This window comes from Larsenimonas suaedae, from assembly GCF_023712105.1.
GTDB lineage: Bacteria > Pseudomonadota > Gammaproteobacteria > Pseudomonadales > Halomonadaceae > Larsenimonas > Larsenimonas suaedae.
In genome coordinates, this window is sequence record NZ_JAMLJI010000002.1 from 574,197 (window position 1) to 589,855 (window position 15,659).

The following is a 15,659-nucleotide window of genomic DNA, read 5'->3' on the forward strand; positions in this document are numbered from 1 at the left end:
CATGACCACGATTACGACGATCAATCCGGCAACCGGCCAGAACATTAGAACGTTTGAAACCATTTCTGACCAGGCGTTGCAGGAAAAAATCGACGCGACCCACGCCGCCTTTTCCGACTGGAAAGCCCGCTCCATCGGCGAGCGCGGCGAGCTGATCAGGAAGGTTGGCGAACGCCTTGTGGCCAACAAGGATCGCCTTGCCAAACTCATGACTGAAGAAATGGGCAAGCCGATCAGTCAGGGCCCGGGCGAGATCGACCTGTGCAAGGCGATCTGCGACTACAGCGCCGACAACGCCGATAAGATGCTTGCCGATGAAGAGCGCGAGCTCGACGGCGGCCGTGCACTGGTCAGCTATCAGCCAATGGGCGTTATCTTCGGCATCCAGCCGTGGAACTTCCCGTTCTATCAGGTGATTCGCTACACCATCGCCAACCTGATGGCGGGTAATACGGTGCTGCTCAAGCACGCGCCGAACGTCTGGGGCTGCGCCGAGGCGCTCGAGGAAATCTTCCGTGAAGCCGGCATGCCCGAAAACGTCTTCAATGTACTCTACATTGCCGACGAGCAGGCAAGCCAGGTCACCGAGCATAAACACGTGCGCGGTGTCACCTTTACCGGCAGCGCCGCCACGGGTCGCAAGGTCGCGGCAGCGGCTGGCGAGAACCTCAAGAAGAGCGTGCTGGAGCTCGGCAGCAACGACGCCTTTCTGGTGCTCGAAGACGCCGACATCGACAAGGCCGTCAACGCCTGCGTAATGGGCCGCGTCTACAACAACGGCCAGACCTGCGTCGCCGCCAAGCGCTTCGTGGTGGTCGATTCGGTCTATGACACGTTCCGCGACGCCTTCGTCGAGAAGATGCGCCAGACCGAGTTCGGCGATCCGATGAACGAGAACACCCAGCTCGGCCCGGTCGCCCGCAAGGATCTGCGTGACACCCTTCACCAGCAGGTGCAGGACTCGATCAAAAACGGCGCCACCTGCACGGTCGGCGGCGAACTGCCGGACGTCGACGGCTTCTTCTACCCGGCCACGGTGCTTGAAGACGTCAAACCCGGCATGCCCGCCTATGACGGCGAACTGTTCGGCCCGGTCGCCGCGCTCATTCGCGCCACCGACGAGGATGACGCGCTGCGCATCGCCAACGATTCCATCTACGGCCTCGGCGGCGGCATCTTCTCCGAAGACGAAGAGCGTGCGGTCAAACTCGCCCGCGACCACTTCGACACCGGCATGGTCAGCATCAACGGCTACTACATCGCCCAGCCCAACCTGCCGTTCGGCGGCGTGAAGGACAGCGGCTATGGCCGTGAGCACGGCGGCTTCGGCATGCGTGAATTCGTCAACATCAAGTCCCTGATGATCGCGCAGTAACTCGCCCCTGCCCCGGCATTCGCCGGGGCAGGCATAAAAAAACCGCCCTCATGGGGGCGGTTTTTTTATGCTGGGACCACGAACAAACAGACCGCACGGTCGAACTCACATCAGGGCAGACCTACCAAACTCGCTTGGTGCCCTCATTCACGCCCGGCGATCCTCGAGCACCGTGCGCTGGCGAATGCAGTCGGCTTCGTGCGGTTCATCGACCCACGGTTCGGCAATGCCCTGGGTGATCCAATCGGCAACCGCCGGGTGGGCCAGCAAACGTTGTACGTACATCGAGGCCGGCTCGCTCAGCGCGAGGCCATAGCCTCGGACGCGGACCGCAACGGGTGCAAACATCGCATCGACCGCCGTAAATCGCTCGCCGGCAAGCCAGGGCCCGCCGAAGCGCGCAAGCCCATCGCACCAGAGTGCCTCCAACCGCTCGACGTCCTTTTCCAGCGCATGAGACAGCGTCCCGAGCTCAACAGAGAGGGCGCAGTTCATCGAGCACTCATGGCGCAGCGCCGAGAACCCCGAGTGCATTTCAGCGCTTGCGCTGCGTGCCCAGGCGCGGGCGCAGCGCTCACCGGGCCAAACGGCGGGGTGATCCTCGGCGACGTACTCGATGATCGCCAGAGAGTCCCAGATGACCGTATCGCCGTCATGCAGGCATGGCACCTTGGCCGTCGGCGAGAACGCCTCGAACGCCGTTTGCACGCCCTCACCGTCAAACGGCACCACGGTTTCCTCGAACGGCGCGTCGAGCGCCTTCATCAGCACCCACGGCCGCATGGACCAGGACGAATAGTTCTTGTTGGCAATAAACAACCGATACGCCACAGCGACACCTCACGGGGTTAAAACGGAACACGAACTCGGCGCGAAAAGCTCGCTCACGACCTCATGCGCTTTGAAGCCATCAGGCGCTCAAAAGTTCGGCAAAGCGCGCCATGTCGACGTTGCCACCGCTCAGGATGACACCCACACGTTTGCCGGCAAGCATGTCCTTCATCTGCCGGGCGGCGGCAAATCCAAGGCAGCCGGTGGGTTCAACCACCAGCTTCATGCGCTCGGCCAGAAACGCCATGCACTCGATAAGCTCCCCGTCCGAGGCGGTCAGAATGTCATCGACGTTGCGCTGAATGATCGGGAAGGTGATCTGCCCCAGATGCTGGGTCTGGGCGCCGTCAGCGATGGTTCTGGGCGTGTCGATATGAACGATCTCGCCTGCGCGAAACGAGCGCTGGCCGTCGTTGCCGGCGTCAGGCTCGACCCCGTAGACCGCGCACGCCGGTGAAAGCGCGCGCGCCGAAAGCGCCGAGCCCGCAAGCAGACCACCGCCGCCCAGGCACACAAACAGCGCATCGAGCGGGCCTACCTCCTCGAACAGCTCCTTCGCGACCGTGCCCTGGCCTGCCACCACATCGGGGTGGTCATAAGGCGGGATCAGGGTAAGGCCATGGCGCTCGGCAAGATCACGGCCGATGGCTTCGCGGTCTTCGGTGTAGCGGTCATACGTCACCACATTGCCGCCGTAGCCCTTCGTGGCCGCGACCTTGGCTCGGGGTGCGTCTTCGGGCATGACGATGGTGGCCGGGATGCCCTGAATCCGAGCCGACAGCGCGATGGCCTGGGCGTGGTTGCCGGAGGAAAACGCCACCACGCCGGCGCGTTTCTGCTCGGGGCTGAAGTTCGACAGCGCATTGAAGGCGCCACGAAACTTGAACGCGCCCATACGCTGAAAATTCTCGCACTTGAAAAAGACCTGCGCGCCCAGCGCCTCATCGACTGTGGAAGAGGTCATCACCGGGGTGCGATGGGCATGACCCTGAATGCGTTTCGAGGCGCTCACCACATCGTCGAAGGTGGGTAGATCGGTCATAGAAGGGAGTCTCAGGTTGTGGGCCAAATCGAACGGGTCAGGACGTAATGGGGTACTCGACCCAGCCCCTGGACTGGGGCGTGCCGGTATAGTGTCGAAACATCGCGGCCGCCGCCGGAAAGAGCGGTTCGGGCAGTGCGTCCAGCGAAAACCACCGCCAGCAGGTAAACACGTGCGGTTCGGTGACACGAGGCTCGGCGGCGCGCGCCGGCAGTGACAGCTCGGCGCCTGCGGTGATTGATGTGACCGGGTTCGTCAGATCCTGAAAGAGTGCAAACACCTGAACAGACACGTCAGCCCGAATGCCGGTTTCCTCGTGAAGCTCACGACGCGCCGCCGTTTCGAAGTCTTCTCCAGGGTCGACATGGCCGCCCGGCAGGCACCAGCAGGACGGCTCATCGGCCTTCTCGCGATAGCCCAGAAGGATATTGCCGTCGTCGCGTGCAACGATGACACCGACCCCGACACGTGACGTGGGTTTTGAAGGCATGAACACTCCCGACAGCGATTAAAAAGGCACGGCCCGATACTAATCGGCGTCGGCCGGGGCGTCGAGACGACTCGATCACACGGGCCGAGGATGACACAAAAATACACGTCATTACTGGGCTTAGGCACCGCTCACGTCAGAGGCTCCAAGTTTCACGGGTTACGCGAATCGGGGTTTGGTCAATAAAAAATAATGAAAACCTTATGGAAGCTTACGGGTGGACAGCGATTAATGGACACAAGCGCCGTCCAAGCGTACCCACGCCCCCCTTCGACGGCATTCGATAAATCCCCCGTTCAGGAGAGCCATCATGAACCGGAGCAAGAATACGCTCTTGATCCTGGCCCTTGTGGCGAGCACGGCAGCGACCGCCAACGCCGCACCGAATGAGTGCCATCACCTCGATGGTGAGCCGGGCCAGAATGGCAAGCACGGCACCACCGCCTGCCCAGACGGCGGCCACGGCGGTCACGGTCTACCGGGACGACCCGGCAAGGACGGCGCCGATGGGGCCAAGGGCGGACGCGGCGGCAACGGGGGTGACGGTGGTGCCGGCGGCGATGGCGGCGATGGCGGCGATGGCGGCGATGGCGGCGATGGCGGCGATGGCGGCGATGGCGGCGATGGCGGCGATGGCGGACAGGGTGGCCTCGGCGGCTAAATTATTAAACCGCATCAGAGGCGGCTTCCGGGCGTTACGGCCCGGAAGCCCGGCGGAGCAGTATCTTAAAAGACCGCACTCAGCGCCATGAACGCCACGGCGGCCAGCACCGCCGCCGCAGGCAGCGTGATGACCCAGGCAAGCGCGATCGGGCGCATCAGCGCCCAGTTGGTCTGACGATTGACCAGCCCGATGCCGAGCACTGCGCCAATCAGGATATGGGTGCTTGAGACCGGAAGCCCGAGTGTGGTCGCCAGCATCACCACGGTCGCCGCGGCAAGCTCTGCCGAAAAGCCCGAGGCCGGGTGCATCCTGGTCAGGTTATGACCAACGGTCTGGATCACCTCCCGCCCGATGAACCAGAGCCCGGCGACCAGGGCCACGCCAAAGGTCAGCATCGCAAGCGGCGGGATGCTTGCCTCCTCGCCGATGGCCCCGGTACGCAGCACATCAAGCACGGCGGCAAACGGGCCAATGGCGTTGGCGATGTCGTTGGAGCCGTGGCTGAAGGCAAAGCCTGCGGCGGTGAACACCTGCATCCAGCTGAACATCAAAAAGGTCGAGCGTCCAAGCGCCTCACGCTTCAGGGTCTTGGCAAAGATGAAGCTCGCCATCCACACCACCGCCCCGACCATGCCCATGATCAGATAGCTTCCGAGCGAATCGAACCCGAGCGAGAGGTTCTTGAACCCCTTGAACAAGAGCATGGCGGTCAGAATGATCGAACCAAGCGCGGCAATCGCCGGCACCCAGGTTTCAAGCGCCCGGTGGGCCTCGACGTCATCACGCTTTTGATCGATGGCGTAGAGGGTGCGGTAGTACTCCGACTCAAGGTCTTCGGCGCGAAAGTCCTGATCGCCGATTGCCTGCATGTCGCGGGCAAGCGCCTGGGTATAGGCCATCTGCTGCAGCTCGCTCAGCCGCTCGAACGCCTCTCGGTGGCGATGCTTGTGCGCGCGCTTTTCCTCGCGAATCTCATCGAGACGCGCCTCGACCCGGTCGTTGTAGGCCAGAACATGGCGCTTGATCAGTGAAAAAAGCCCATACGCCACCGCCCCACCGAGCGCCGGCGACAGCACCCAGGAAAACGCGATCTTCCCCACCTCCGACCACTGCACCAGAGAAAGCGCCGAGCTGCCGCCGTGTTTCACAAGCCCGAGTGTGACCGAGCCACCGATGATGGCGCCGACGATGGAGTGGGTGGTGGAGACCGGATACCCCTTGCGCGAGGCAAACAGAAGCCAGAGCGCCGCAGCGATCAGCGCCGACATCATGATAAAGACGAACTCCATCGGCGTGACCGAGAGCCCATCCAGTTCGACAATGCCGCCTCGAATGGTTGAGGTCACGTCGCCGCCTGCGATCACGGCGCCGCTGACCTCGAAGATCGCCGCAACGATCAGGGCCTGATGCACGCTGAGCGTGCCGGCGCCGACGCTGGTGCCAAACGAGTTCGCGACGTCATTGCCGCCGATGTTGAACGCCATGAACACGCCAAAAAGCGTCGTCACGATAAAAAGCAGGGTGTGGTGAGCCTGAATGTAGCCCGCGCCCCACATCATGAAGTAGCCGGTAAACGCGAGCAGCAGCCCAAGAAAGAACAGGCTCAATCTGGGCGACTGCCTGAGTGTCTGCGCCGTGGCACGCCCTGATGTCTTTGTTGATTCCTCGCTCATTGATGCCCCTCCCTGGCTCGGCCATGCGTGAGCCGTCAGTGCATTGACGCTCATCGGATAACCGGAGCCTAAGCGCGGGGGGTGACAAAACGATGATCATCGAGAGAATACGGCCATCAGTGCCTTACAGACTCGTCAGCGACCCCACAATTTCGTCAGCGACCCCACAAGCTCGTCAGCAACCCCACAATGCGCCAAGCAGACCGCCGACCGGCGCGCACTCCGGCAGGGCCGCCAAGACGGGCCAGCGCCCAGCCTTGATACACCCCGAGCGCCTCATGGGCGGTGGTATGAAAGTGATCGAACGGATAAAGCCCATAGCGCCAGGCCGGCAGCCAGCCGTTGGCCTTGAAGCAGCGCTCGATGTGAGGGGCCAGCGCAGGCATACCGGGGTCAAAGGCCCGGCGATAGTGAAGCACCGGAAGGGATGAGTTGGGTACGCCATGGCGCAGGTCTTCATCGAGCAGGAACGTATCCGGGGAAGGAGGCATGGGTCAGTCTCCGTTGCATGTGTCTCACTATTTGAATGCCCTTTCAGGGCGCGCGCCCCAAACGATGCTCGCCACAGGCATCAAGGCCCTGAGACCTTGAAAAATAGGCATGCCACACGCCCTATCTTGTGCGACTATTGGCCCGTTTTGATCCTGAAGGAACACCTTCGCGTTCTCACCGAACTCGACGATACAACTTTAGGCGCATAAACATGACCGCTGCGCCATCTGGCACAGCCAATCACTTACATATGAATAAAAATATCTATGCCGTTTCGGCTTTAGATCAGATCAAAATAATGTTTGAGGGAGTTCGTTCATGAGATCCGCATTCACAATCACCATCACTCTGGCAGTTGCTGTCGTTGTCAGTGCCGGCGCTTACGCAGGTGCGTTCAGCAATGATCAGATTCCGTCCGCCGGTCACAATCAGTTTTTCGAGCAAGGCGTCTCTTACGAGCCCAGCTTCAGCTGCTGACTGTCCGTGTTACCGGGCTCTTCCGGAGCCCGGTGGCTGCACTGAAGTACCCTCCCGCCCCTCGCCGCGCCTCTTGAGCCGGCACCTGTGATGACGTGATTCACGGCCTGCGCCAGTCCATGCGTGTCCAACATCGCCACCCCGGTTATCCAAGACCCTGTTCTTGACGACGGCTGTTGACGGCGACCGTTGACGACGGTTCTTGACGACAACATACCCAAACGCTCCCGTTTCCGGGCGCGGTTAGGCATCATGACCCTCCACGCCCCCATTCGGAGCATAAATGATCGCCCCTGCCTCGCACTGGACGGACTGGGCCAAGTGGCTCGCCCTGCTTACGATGACGCTCGATCACCTCGCACGCTTCATCCTGACCCCGTCAGGCCATGACGCCGCGTTCTGGCTGATGGCGACGCTCGGTCGGCTTGCGTTTCCCCTGTTTGCCGGCATGATCGCCTGGCACGCCCTGTTCGACACCACACGTCCGCTGCGCTACATGGCGCGCCTTCTGTTTTTGGCGCTGCTCGCGCAGGTGCCGTTCATGCTCCTGATCGATACCGGGGGCATTATCCGCCTCAACGTGTGCACAACGCTTACGCTCGGGCTGATGGTTGGCTGGGCCGGGAAGCAGCTCGTGACGCCAGACCTTACCCTGCGCGCTCGGACGCTCGCCATAGCACTCGGGTTCATCGGCCTGACGCTTGGCTACGCGCTCGACGCGCACATCGAATACGGCCTTGATGGGGGCTTGCTCATCCCCGCCCTCATGGGCGCGTACGCGTTGTTGACCCAAGGCCGCCGCCTCGAAGGCTTACTTATGAGCCTTCCGGTCCTGTGGCTTACGATGCGGCTCAATGAGGCGCCACTCAGCACGGCCTCGGCGGTGCTCGCCACACTGGCGCTTCTGGGTATCGCCGCCCGTGCAGGGCACGGTGTACCAAGGCTTGCCCGCGGGGCTCGTCTGCCGCCCTGGCTGTGGCGAAGCTTCTATCCGGCGCACCTGTGGCTGCTTTTTGGCCTTGTACTGTCACTCGAGGCGCTTACCTAGACGAGCGCCTTCTGCGGGCACGGCTCAGGAAAACGCCTTCCCGCTCAGCCGGTCGCCGTGTGCGGCCACACACTCACTCAGAAAATCCGCCAGCACCCGCGTGCGCGGGGACTGGGCCAGGTCGGACTGAATCACCAGGTAGATCGGCTGATCGATGCCAAGCTCGCGTGCCACACACACAAGCCCGGCGTCTCGTGCCAGAAAATGCGGTGCGACCACACACCCCAGATGCGCCCTGGCGGCGGTGATCTGTGTTGCCACCGAGGTCGTCATAAGCACCGGCGCTCGCCCCTCGAGCGCCCGCTCGAGCCACTGCGCAGCCGGCAGATGCGCGAAGGCCGCCGACCACCCGATGAACTCAGCCGCCCCGCTCGACAGCGCATCGACCGTTACGGAGTGCGGATCGATCGAATGCCGAGCCACGTACTCGGCGCTGGCATAAAGCCCGTACCCGAGCGTTGCGAGCCGCTTGAAGCGGACATTGCCCCGCTCCGGTCGCACCATGCGGATAGCCAGATCCGCCTCGTGACGGTGCACGCTCACCGACGACACGTCCGTGAGCAGCTCGACGCGCAAATTCGGGTAACGCGCATAAAAGGCATGCAAATGCGGCAGGATGCACTCATGCGCGATGTTCTCGGCCGTGGCCACGCGCACCACGCCTGACAGCGGCGCGTTGGTATCGCGAAACGCGTCAAACGACAGTGCGGCGTCTTCCATGGCTTCGGCTCGCTTAAGAAGCGCATGACCTTCGGGTGCGAGCGTATACCCGCTCTGCTGGCGCAGAAACAGCGCCACTCCGAGCGCCGCCTCCAGCCGGTCGAGCCGGCGCGTGAGTGTCGCTACCCCAAGCCCCATGGCGGTGGCCGCCGAACTCAGCGTGCCCTGCCGCGCGATCATCAAAAAGACACGCACATCGTCCCAGACCAGCGCTGGATGTTTCCCGAGTGACGATGAACATTTTCCGTTTTCGGAAAGCATGGTTCGAGTTTTCTCCGGTTTTTTATACATCCGAGTATGTCACCTTACGCCGCGTACCGACCATCATGGAGACACGGCATGCACACGCACACACTGGGTAAGGACTTCACGGTCTCGGCCATCGGCCTTGGCTGCATGGGGATGAGCGAATTCTACGGCGCACGCGACGACAGCAAATCACTGCGGGTTCTGGCCCGCGCCGTCGAGCAGGGCCTCGATTTTTTCGACACCGCCGACATGTACGGCCCCCACCACAACGAGCGTTTGATCGGACAGTTTCTGCGCGCGCACTCAGGACGGGTCAAGATCGCGACCAAGTTCGGCATCGTCCGTAACCCGGGCGAGTACGCGCGACGCCTGGACAACAGCCCCGCCTATATCCGCACCGCGTGTGAAGACTCGCTCAAGCGGCTTGGCATCGAACAGATCGATCTTTACTACGCGCATCGCGTTGCGCCCGATACCCCGATCGAAACCACCATGGAGGCATTGGCCGGGCTGGTGGCAGAGGGCAAGATCGCCCGCATCGGGTTGTGCGAAGTCAGCGCCGAGACCCTTCGCCGCGCTCACGCGGTTCACCCGGTCACGGCGGTACAGACCGAATACTCGCTCTGGAGCCGCGAGGTCGAGGCCGACATTCTGCCGACCTGTCGCGAGTTGGGAGTCGGCTTCGTGCCGTATTCACCGCTCGGGCGCGGTTTTCTGACCGGGCGCTTTCAACGCCGTGACGCCTTCGATGCCGATGATTTCAGGGCGAATCTACCGCGCTTTTCAGAACAGGCGCTCGAGACCAACCGCCGCCTGGCCGAGGTCGTGATCGAGCACGCGCACCGAAAGGGCTGTACGCCCGCCCAGCTCGCGCTCGCCTGGCTTCTGGCCCAGGGGCCGGACATCGTGCCGATTCCAGGCACACGGCAGACCCGCTACCTCGATGACAACGCCGCCGCGACCGACATACACCTCGCTCACGCCGAGCGCGATGCCCTTGAACGCGCGCTGGCCGAGTGTCGAATCGATGGGGCGCGCTACACGGAGGAAGGCATGAAAGGGGTCAACGCCTAACCCCCTTTTCGATCAGACGTTGGGGACAGCGTGAACGCGCATCGCTGCGATCAACGCGGTGATCTCATCCTTTAGGGGCGGGGGTGCATGAAGCCATTGAGCGTGTCGCGCTTTTGCGTCAGATTCGAAAAATCTGAACGCGCTCACGCGCCACCGCCACCTTCACCGCCACAAGGACACTCAATGATCAAGATGCTGACTCAGGTCTGGGCACTGCTGCTCGGGATCGTGCTCATCATGCTCGGCAACGGCATGCATTTCACGCTGATCGGCCTGCGCGGTGGCATCGAGGGCTTTTCCTCGACGGAGCTTGCGGTGGTGACCTCGGGCTACTTCATGGGCTTTCTGTCCGGCGCCCGCTTCACGCCCCTTCTGATTCGACGGGTTGGCCACGTGCGCGTGTTCGCAGCGCTTGGAAGCTTCATGTCGGCCGGGCTGATCTCCTTTCCGCTTCTGACCGACCCCTGGGCGTGGACAGCACTTCGCATCCTGATCGGCTTTTGCATGTCCGGCATCTACGTGGTGGCCGAAAGCTGGCTGAACGACGCCTCGACCAACGAAACCCGCGGCAAGGTGCTGTCGGCCTACATGATCGCCCAGACCCTTGGCATCATCGGCGCGCAGGGGCTTTTATCGCTGGGGGACGCCGCCACCTCGGCCCTGTTCATCGGCGCCTCGATTCTGGTGTCCATCTCGTTTGCGCCGATTCTCCTGTCCGTCTCGCCCGTGCCGGTTGCCAACGTCGCGCCGCCCATGTCGCTCAAGAAGCTCTTTGCCGGCTCTCCGCTCGGCACGCTCGGCATTTTTCTTCTCGGCAGCATCTACGCGACCCAGGCCGGCATGGGCGCAGTCTTCGGCACCCAGATCGGATTGAGTGCCGCGCAGATCGCGCTGTTCGTCGCCATGCTGTTTGCCGGCGCCCTGGTGCTTCAATACCCGATTGGCTGGATGTCCGACCGTATGGATCGCCGCACGCTGATCTTCGGCGCGGCGTGTCTGGGGGCGATTGCCTGCACGCTTGCCTGGTTCGTCGGCGGCGCGCTCTGGTTCTTGATGGGCGCGGCCTTTTTGGCCGGCGGCGTGACCACGCCGCTGTACGCGCTTTTTCTGGCCTACACCAACGACTCACTGGCCCCTGAAGACATGCCAGCGGCGTCCGGCGGGCTGGTGTTCACCTTCGGGCTTGGCGCCATTGCAGGGCCGCTGGTTACCGGCTGGGCGATGGAATCGTTCGGCCCGTTCGCGTTCTGGCCGGTGCTCGGCGTGACGTTTCTAGCCATCGCCGCCTACGCCCTGTACGCGACGCTGTTCGTTCGCACATCCGAGACCGCGCATCACCATCCAGGCGAGGGCGAAAGCTACATCGGCGTGGTGCCAACCGCCTCGCCGGTTGCGGTTGAAGCGGCCGGCGCCTGGGCCGCGGAACACGCTGAGGCCGTCCACGCCGACGACGAGCCGCCGGAACCCGACTCCGCCGAGCCCTCGCGTTCGAAAGAATGAACAGGCATGGGCCTGACATGACGTTACACCCGGCGTGACTTAAGCCCCGGCCAATGCGGGCGCCGCCGCATGATCTATGGTGGATGCGTACCCTTGCTCAACCGTCAGGAGCCTTTATGAACGCACAGAAAATTCTTTCGCAGTTGATGAAACAGGCCAGCAAGCACACGTCCTCCTCCTCGAGCGCCGGCAAGAAGAGCGGGTTTGATGTCTCGTCACTGGTGGGAAGCGGCGCGCTTGGCATGCTGATCGGCAGCAAGCGCGGGCGCAGCATGGCGGGCAAGGGCCTCAAGTACGGGGCGCTCGCGGGGCTCGGGGCATTGGCCTGGAAGGCGTGGCAGGCGCACCAGAGCTCAGGCGATACAGCCAGTACCGAACGCGAAGGACAACCGCTCGAGCAACTAGGCGATAACGAGCAGGAGCGCCGGAGTCGGGTGATCCTGAAAGCGATGATCGCGGCGGCCCGCGCCGATGGCCACATCGACGCCGAGGAGCGCGCCGCACTGACCGAGCAGATCGATGCCCTCGGCGCCGACGATGAGCTGCACGCCTGGGTTGAACAGCAGATGTCAGCTCCCCTCGATGCCGATGCGCTGGCGCAGGACGTCGACTCCCCCCAGGCCGCGCGCGAGGTCTATCTGGCGAGCGTTGCCATCATCGATGAACAAAATGCCATGGAGCGCGCCTGGCTCGATCAGCTGCGCACGGCCCTGTCGCTCGATGACGCGGTGTGCCAGACGCTTGAGCGCGAGGCGCGTGCCGACTGACCGCACGGCCCGACCGAACACCGACAACGCCGCCGCCCGGGCGGCGTTGTTGTGTCTGGCCCCTCCATGAAGCTCGTTCGACACTCAAGCGTTATCGATTCATATGGCCGCATTTCTCGGATAGATTACGCGCCAACGATATAAAAAAGACGGATTTACAACTGAAACGATGTCGCAAATAATAACCTGTCCAAAAACAGGCTTTTTTCAATACCACTACTTAGGAAGCGGGTTTCATGGTTCGTCGAATTGTCACGGCACTGCTGGTGTGGGTGAGCGCAACGAGCGCGTTTGCCGGTGAAGAAGTCGTTATTCACGATGTCGCAGGTCGTGACGTTACCGTCAATGCCCCTGTCGAGCGTCTGATTCTTGGCGAAGGCCGCATGACCTACGCCCTTGCGATGCTTGACCAGGACAACCCGTTCAAGCGAGTGGTGGGCTGGCGCGACGACCTTGAAAAGGCCGACCCGGGTTCCTGGGCGCTCTACAAGAAACGCTACCCCGAGATCACCAAGATCCCGACCTTTGGCGGCTTCAAGGAAGGCACCTTTGACATCGAGCAGGCCGTCACCCTCGACCCCGACGTGGTCGTGATGAACATCGAGGCCCAGCAGGCCACCGAAGATTCAGGCCTTGACAAGAAACTTGCCGCGGTCGGCATTCCGGTCGTCTACGTCGATTTTCGCGCCCACCCGATGGTCAATACCGAACCCAGCATGAACATCCTGGGCGAGCTTACCGGTGAGCAGAAAAACGCCCAGGCGTTTCTCGATTTCCGCCAGAAGCACCTGGACACCGTGACGCAGCGCATCGAGGACGCCTCGCCCAAGCGCCCTGACGTCTTCATCGAGCGCGCGGCCGGCTACACCGAAGAGTGCTGCATGTCCTTCGGCAACGCCAACTTCGGTGAAATGGTCGAGCTTGCCGGCGGCCACAACATCGCAGGCGACATCATTCCGGGCACCTTCGGCACGCTGAACCCCGAACAGATCATCGCCTCCAACCCGTCTCAGTACATCGCGACAGGCGGTGAGTGGAGCGGTTACATGCCGGGCGGCCAGTGGATTCCCATGGGCCCCAACAGCGACCAGACCGAAGCGCTGAGCCGTCTTGAAAGCCTGCTGAAACGCCCGGCGCTTGCCCAGGCCGACGCCGTGACGGAAGGCCATACACACGCCATCTGGCACCAGTTCTACAACAGTCCCTATCAGTTCGCGGCCATCGAGCAGATCGCCAAGTGGATTCATCCGGAGCTTTTCAAGGACATCGACCCCAGTGCCACCATGCGTGAGCTGCATGAGCGCTTCCTGCCGATCGACTACGCGCCGGGCTACTTCCTGTCCACTACTGACAACGAAACCCAATGAGTGCTGAAGGGGTCGCTGTGAACGACGTCTCTCCCATCGCGTCAGCCAGCCAGGATTACCGCGCAAGCGTCGGCCGGCGCGTGCTGATTCTGGTCGGGCTTGCCGTGGCCGTTCTGATCTCGTTCGCCGTGGATCTGGCCACCGGGCCCTACAACTACCCGGTGACCGACGTCATTGCCACGCTGTTCTCCCCGGAGAACGCAGACACCAAGATGCGTGTGATCCTTTGGGAGATTCGCATGCCGGTGGCGCTGATGGCCTTGACCGTCGGGGCGTCGCTGTCGGTTGCGGGCGCCCAGATGCAAACGATTCTGGCCAACCCGCTGGCAAGCCCCTTCACCCTCGGCATCTCGGCGGCGGCCGGCTTTGGCGCCGCGCTTGCGCTGGTGTTCGGTGTGGCGCTGGTGCCGTTCGTGTCCGCATTCGTGATTCCGCTCAATGCGTTCGTGATGGCGATGCTTGCCGCCGGCGTGATCTATTTCTTCAGCCGCATGCGCGGCGTGACGGTCGAAACCATCGTGCTGCTCGGCATCGCGCTGGTGTTCACCTTCAACGCCCTTCAGGCGCTGCTCCAGTATCTGGCAAGCGAGCAGGCGCTGTCGGCGGTGGTGTTCTGGACCATGGGGAGCCTGGTCAAGGCGACCTGGACCAAGGTCGCGGTCACGGCGGCCGTGCTGGCCGCGACCGTGCCCCTGTTCATTCGACAGGCCTGGTCGCTGACCGCCCTGCGCCTGGGCGACGCCAAGGCCGAAAGCCTTGGCGTCAACGTGAAACGCCTGCGCCTGACCACCCTGATTCTGGTCAGTCTACTTGCCGCCATCCCGGTTTCCTTCGTCGGCAGCATCGGGTTTATCGGGCTCGTCGGGCCTCATATTGCCCGCATGCTGGTCGGGGAAGATCAACGCTTTTTCATGCCGGCATCGATTCTGTGCGGGGCGCTGTTGCTCTCGGCCACCTCGGTGCTCAGCAAGCTCCTGATCCCCGGCGCCATTTTGCCGATTGGGGTCGCGACCGCGCTGGTCGGCGTACCGTTTTTCTTCTCACTGATCTTTTCAAGCCGGAGACGTAACTCATGGTAAGCCTCACGCTCGAGGGGGTGGGTACGCGCTACGGCCGCAAACAGGTTTTGGCCGACGTCACCACGCCGACCATTACCGCCGGCACCATGACCGCCGTAATCGGCCCCAACGCCGCCGGCAAGTCGAGCCTCTTTCGCCGAATCGCCGGCATGGCCTCAGGCCCGGGTGAGGTGCACATCGAGGGCGTACCGAGCGGCGAACAGGCACTGGCCTACCTGCCGCAGGACACCAACGCCACCGCCGTGCTGACCGTGTTCGAATCGGTGGTGCTCGCCGCAAAGCAGGGGCGCTCACTCAAGGTCTCGGAAGAGGAACTCAGAGACATCGATTCGCTTTTGGCCGCGCTTCGCATTACCGAGCTGGCCTCGCGCTATCTAAGCGAACTCAGCGGCGGCCAGCGTCAGCTCGTGGGCATTGCCCAGAGTCTGATTCGTCGCCCGCATATTCTGTTGATGGATGAGCCGACCTCGGCGCTCGACCTGCACCGGCAGATGGAAGTGCTGGGGCTGGTGCGCTCGCTGGCCGACGAGCGTCAGATGATCGTGATGATCGCACTGCACGATCTCAACCACGCGCTCGGTTACTGCGACCACGCTCTGGTGATCGCCAACGGGCGCATGCACCGCTTCGGCAGCTGCAACGACACCATCGATCAGCACCTGCTCCGAGAAGTTTATCGGGTCGATGGCCACGTCGAGCTCAACTCGCTCAACCGGCCTCAGGTCGTTCTAAACGCCCCGATCTACTAATGCCACGACCAACTAGCGCCCCGACCTACTAACGACACGATCTACCAGGACCCGCGCCACAC

The 15,659-nt window shown here is 62.6% G+C and carries 16 protein-coding genes; 10 read left to right on the forward strand and 6 right to left on the reverse strand.

Translation table 11 applies throughout. The annotated features are described in order from the left end of the window. Window position 1 precedes the first annotated feature (1 nt). Window positions 2-1,375: an NAD-dependent succinate-semialdehyde dehydrogenase gene (locus NAT49_RS08525; protein ID WP_251593205.1), complete on the forward strand. Its 1,374-nt coding sequence runs from the start codon at window positions 2-4 to the stop codon at window positions 1,373-1,375. A 147-nt stretch (window positions 1,376-1,522) separates the two neighbouring features. Here the strand turns inward: NAT49_RS08525 and NAT49_RS08530 are convergent, their stop codons facing one another. The 3 genes from NAT49_RS08530 to NAT49_RS08540 all read right to left on the reverse strand — a co-directional run bounded on the left by NAT49_RS08530 (window position 1,523) and on the right by NAT49_RS08540 (window position 3,738). After that, window positions 1,523-2,206: a glutathione S-transferase family protein gene (locus NAT49_RS08530; protein ID WP_251593207.1), complete on the reverse strand. Its 684-nt coding sequence runs from the start codon at window positions 2,204-2,206 to the stop codon at window positions 1,523-1,525. Window positions 2,207-2,285: 79 nt separating this feature from the next. Continuing rightward, window positions 2,286-3,248, reverse strand: a complete 963-nt coding sequence (locus NAT49_RS08535; RefSeq protein ID WP_251593208.1) for a threo-3-hydroxy-L-aspartate ammonia-lyase — start codon at window positions 3,246-3,248, stop codon at window positions 2,286-2,288. A 37-nt stretch (window positions 3,249-3,285) separates the two neighbouring features. Further along, entirely contained in the window at window positions 3,286-3,738 is a 453-nt protein-coding gene (locus NAT49_RS08540; RefSeq protein ID WP_251593210.1) for a nucleotide triphosphate diphosphatase NUDT15, read from the reverse strand. 310 nt (window positions 3,739-4,048) lie between these two features. On the opposite strand from NAT49_RS08540, the gene NAT49_RS08545 reads away from it, so the two are divergent. Next, window positions 4,049-4,399: a hypothetical protein gene (locus NAT49_RS08545; protein ID WP_251593212.1), complete on the forward strand. Its 351-nt coding sequence runs from the start codon at window positions 4,049-4,051 to the stop codon at window positions 4,397-4,399. Between the two features lie 65 nt (window positions 4,400-4,464). Here NAT49_RS08545 and NAT49_RS08550 read toward each other — a convergent pair whose 3' ends face one another. Together NAT49_RS08550 and NAT49_RS08555 are read right to left on the reverse strand one after the other, a co-directional pair. Then, the gene (locus tag NAT49_RS08550) at window positions 4,465-6,075 is read right to left on the reverse strand and encodes an inorganic phosphate transporter (RefSeq protein ID WP_251593219.1); all 1,611 of its coding nucleotides are present in this window, start codon (window positions 6,073-6,075) and stop codon (window positions 4,465-4,467) included. Window positions 6,076-6,230: 155 nt separating this feature from the next. Continuing rightward, the gene (locus NAT49_RS08555) at window positions 6,231-6,566 is read right to left on the reverse strand and encodes a cupin domain-containing protein (protein WP_251593220.1); all 336 of its coding nucleotides are present in this window, start codon (window positions 6,564-6,566) and stop codon (window positions 6,231-6,233) included. A gap of 319 nt (window positions 6,567-6,885) precedes the next feature. On the opposite strand from NAT49_RS08555, the gene NAT49_RS08560 reads away from it, so the two are divergent. Next, complete coding sequence (locus NAT49_RS08560) at window positions 6,886-7,044, forward strand: hypothetical protein (protein ID WP_251593221.1); 159 nt, start codon at window positions 6,886-6,888, stop codon at window positions 7,042-7,044. Window positions 7,045-7,327: 283 nt separating this feature from the next. After that, window positions 7,328-8,092, forward strand: a complete 765-nt coding sequence (locus NAT49_RS08565) for a TraX family protein (RefSeq protein WP_251593222.1) — start codon at window positions 7,328-7,330, stop codon at window positions 8,090-8,092. Window positions 8,093-8,116: 24 nt separating this feature from the next. On the opposite strand, the gene NAT49_RS08570 is transcribed toward NAT49_RS08565, so the two are convergent. Further along, window positions 8,117-9,073, reverse strand: coding sequence for a LysR family transcriptional regulator (locus tag NAT49_RS08570; RefSeq protein ID WP_251593223.1), 957 nt, complete (start codon window positions 9,071-9,073; stop codon window positions 8,117-8,119). A gap of 78 nt (window positions 9,074-9,151) precedes the next feature. On the opposite strand from NAT49_RS08570, the gene NAT49_RS08575 reads away from it, so the two are divergent. The 6 genes from NAT49_RS08575 to NAT49_RS08600 all read left to right on the forward strand — a co-directional run bounded on the left by NAT49_RS08575 (window position 9,152) and on the right by NAT49_RS08600 (window position 15,597). Continuing rightward, window positions 9,152-10,135, forward strand: a complete 984-nt coding sequence (locus NAT49_RS08575; protein WP_251593228.1) for an aldo/keto reductase — start codon at window positions 9,152-9,154, stop codon at window positions 10,133-10,135. 183 nt (window positions 10,136-10,318) lie between these two features. Then, window positions 10,319-11,635: an MFS transporter gene (locus NAT49_RS08580; protein WP_251593230.1), complete on the forward strand. Its 1,317-nt coding sequence runs from the start codon at window positions 10,319-10,321 to the stop codon at window positions 11,633-11,635. A gap of 116 nt (window positions 11,636-11,751) precedes the next feature. After that, window positions 11,752-12,402, forward strand: coding sequence for a tellurite resistance TerB family protein (locus tag NAT49_RS08585; protein WP_251593231.1), 651 nt, complete (start codon window positions 11,752-11,754; stop codon window positions 12,400-12,402). A gap of 236 nt (window positions 12,403-12,638) precedes the next feature. After that, on the forward strand, window positions 12,639-13,769 hold the full coding sequence (locus tag NAT49_RS08590; protein WP_251593232.1) for an ABC transporter substrate-binding protein: 1,131 nt from the start codon (window positions 12,639-12,641) through the stop codon (window positions 13,767-13,769). Between the two features lie 17 nt (window positions 13,770-13,786). Beyond that, window positions 13,787-14,848 carry a FecCD family ABC transporter permease gene (locus NAT49_RS08595; protein ID WP_251593233.1) on the forward strand — a complete coding sequence of 354 codons (1,062 nt, stop codon included), beginning with the start codon at window positions 13,787-13,789 and terminating at the stop codon, window positions 14,846-14,848. Next, a complete protein-coding gene (locus NAT49_RS08600) occupies window positions 14,842-15,597 on the forward strand; it encodes an ABC transporter ATP-binding protein (protein ID WP_251593234.1) in 756 nt (251 codons plus the stop codon). Before NAT49_RS08595 ends, NAT49_RS08600 begins: the two co-directional genes overlap by 7 nt. Window positions 15,598-15,659: the final 62 nt, after the last annotated feature.

What these genes read in the sequence shown, in the direction of transcription:
- NAT49_RS08525 (WP_251593205.1), top strand. Translation starts at nt 2, where the DNA reads ATGACCACGATTACGACGATCAATCCGGCAACCGGCCAGAACATTAGA.
- NAT49_RS08535 (WP_251593208.1), bottom strand. Translation starts at nt 3,248, where the DNA reads ATGACCGATCTACCCACCTTCGACGATGTGGTGAGCGCCTCGAAACGC.
- NAT49_RS08540 (WP_251593210.1), bottom strand. Translation starts at nt 3,738, where the DNA reads ATGCCTTCAAAACCCACGTCACGTGTCGGGGTCGGTGTCATCGTTGCA.
- NAT49_RS08545 (WP_251593212.1), top strand. Translation starts at nt 4,049, where the DNA reads ATGAACCGGAGCAAGAATACGCTCTTGATCCTGGCCCTTGTGGCGAGC.
- NAT49_RS08550 (WP_251593219.1), bottom strand. Translation starts at nt 6,075, where the DNA reads ATGAGCGAGGAATCAACAAAGACATCAGGGCGTGCCACGGCGCAGACA.
- NAT49_RS08555 (WP_251593220.1), bottom strand. Translation starts at nt 6,566, where the DNA reads ATGCCTCCTTCCCCGGATACGTTCCTGCTCGATGAAGACCTGCGCCAT.
- NAT49_RS08560 (WP_251593221.1), top strand. Translation starts at nt 6,886, where the DNA reads ATGAGATCCGCATTCACAATCACCATCACTCTGGCAGTTGCTGTCGTT.
- NAT49_RS08565 (WP_251593222.1), top strand. Translation starts at nt 7,328, where the DNA reads ATGATCGCCCCTGCCTCGCACTGGACGGACTGGGCCAAGTGGCTCGCC.
- NAT49_RS08570 (WP_251593223.1), bottom strand. Translation starts at nt 9,073, where the DNA reads ATGCTTTCCGAAAACGGAAAATGTTCATCGTCACTCGGGAAACATCCA.
- NAT49_RS08575 (WP_251593228.1), top strand. Translation starts at nt 9,152, where the DNA reads ATGCACACGCACACACTGGGTAAGGACTTCACGGTCTCGGCCATCGGC.
- NAT49_RS08580 (WP_251593230.1), top strand. Translation starts at nt 10,319, where the DNA reads ATGATCAAGATGCTGACTCAGGTCTGGGCACTGCTGCTCGGGATCGTG.
- NAT49_RS08585 (WP_251593231.1), top strand. Translation starts at nt 11,752, where the DNA reads ATGAACGCACAGAAAATTCTTTCGCAGTTGATGAAACAGGCCAGCAAG.
- NAT49_RS08590 (WP_251593232.1), top strand. Translation starts at nt 12,639, where the DNA reads ATGGTTCGTCGAATTGTCACGGCACTGCTGGTGTGGGTGAGCGCAACG.
- NAT49_RS08600 (WP_251593234.1), top strand. Translation starts at nt 14,842, where the DNA reads ATGGTAAGCCTCACGCTCGAGGGGGTGGGTACGCGCTACGGCCGCAAA.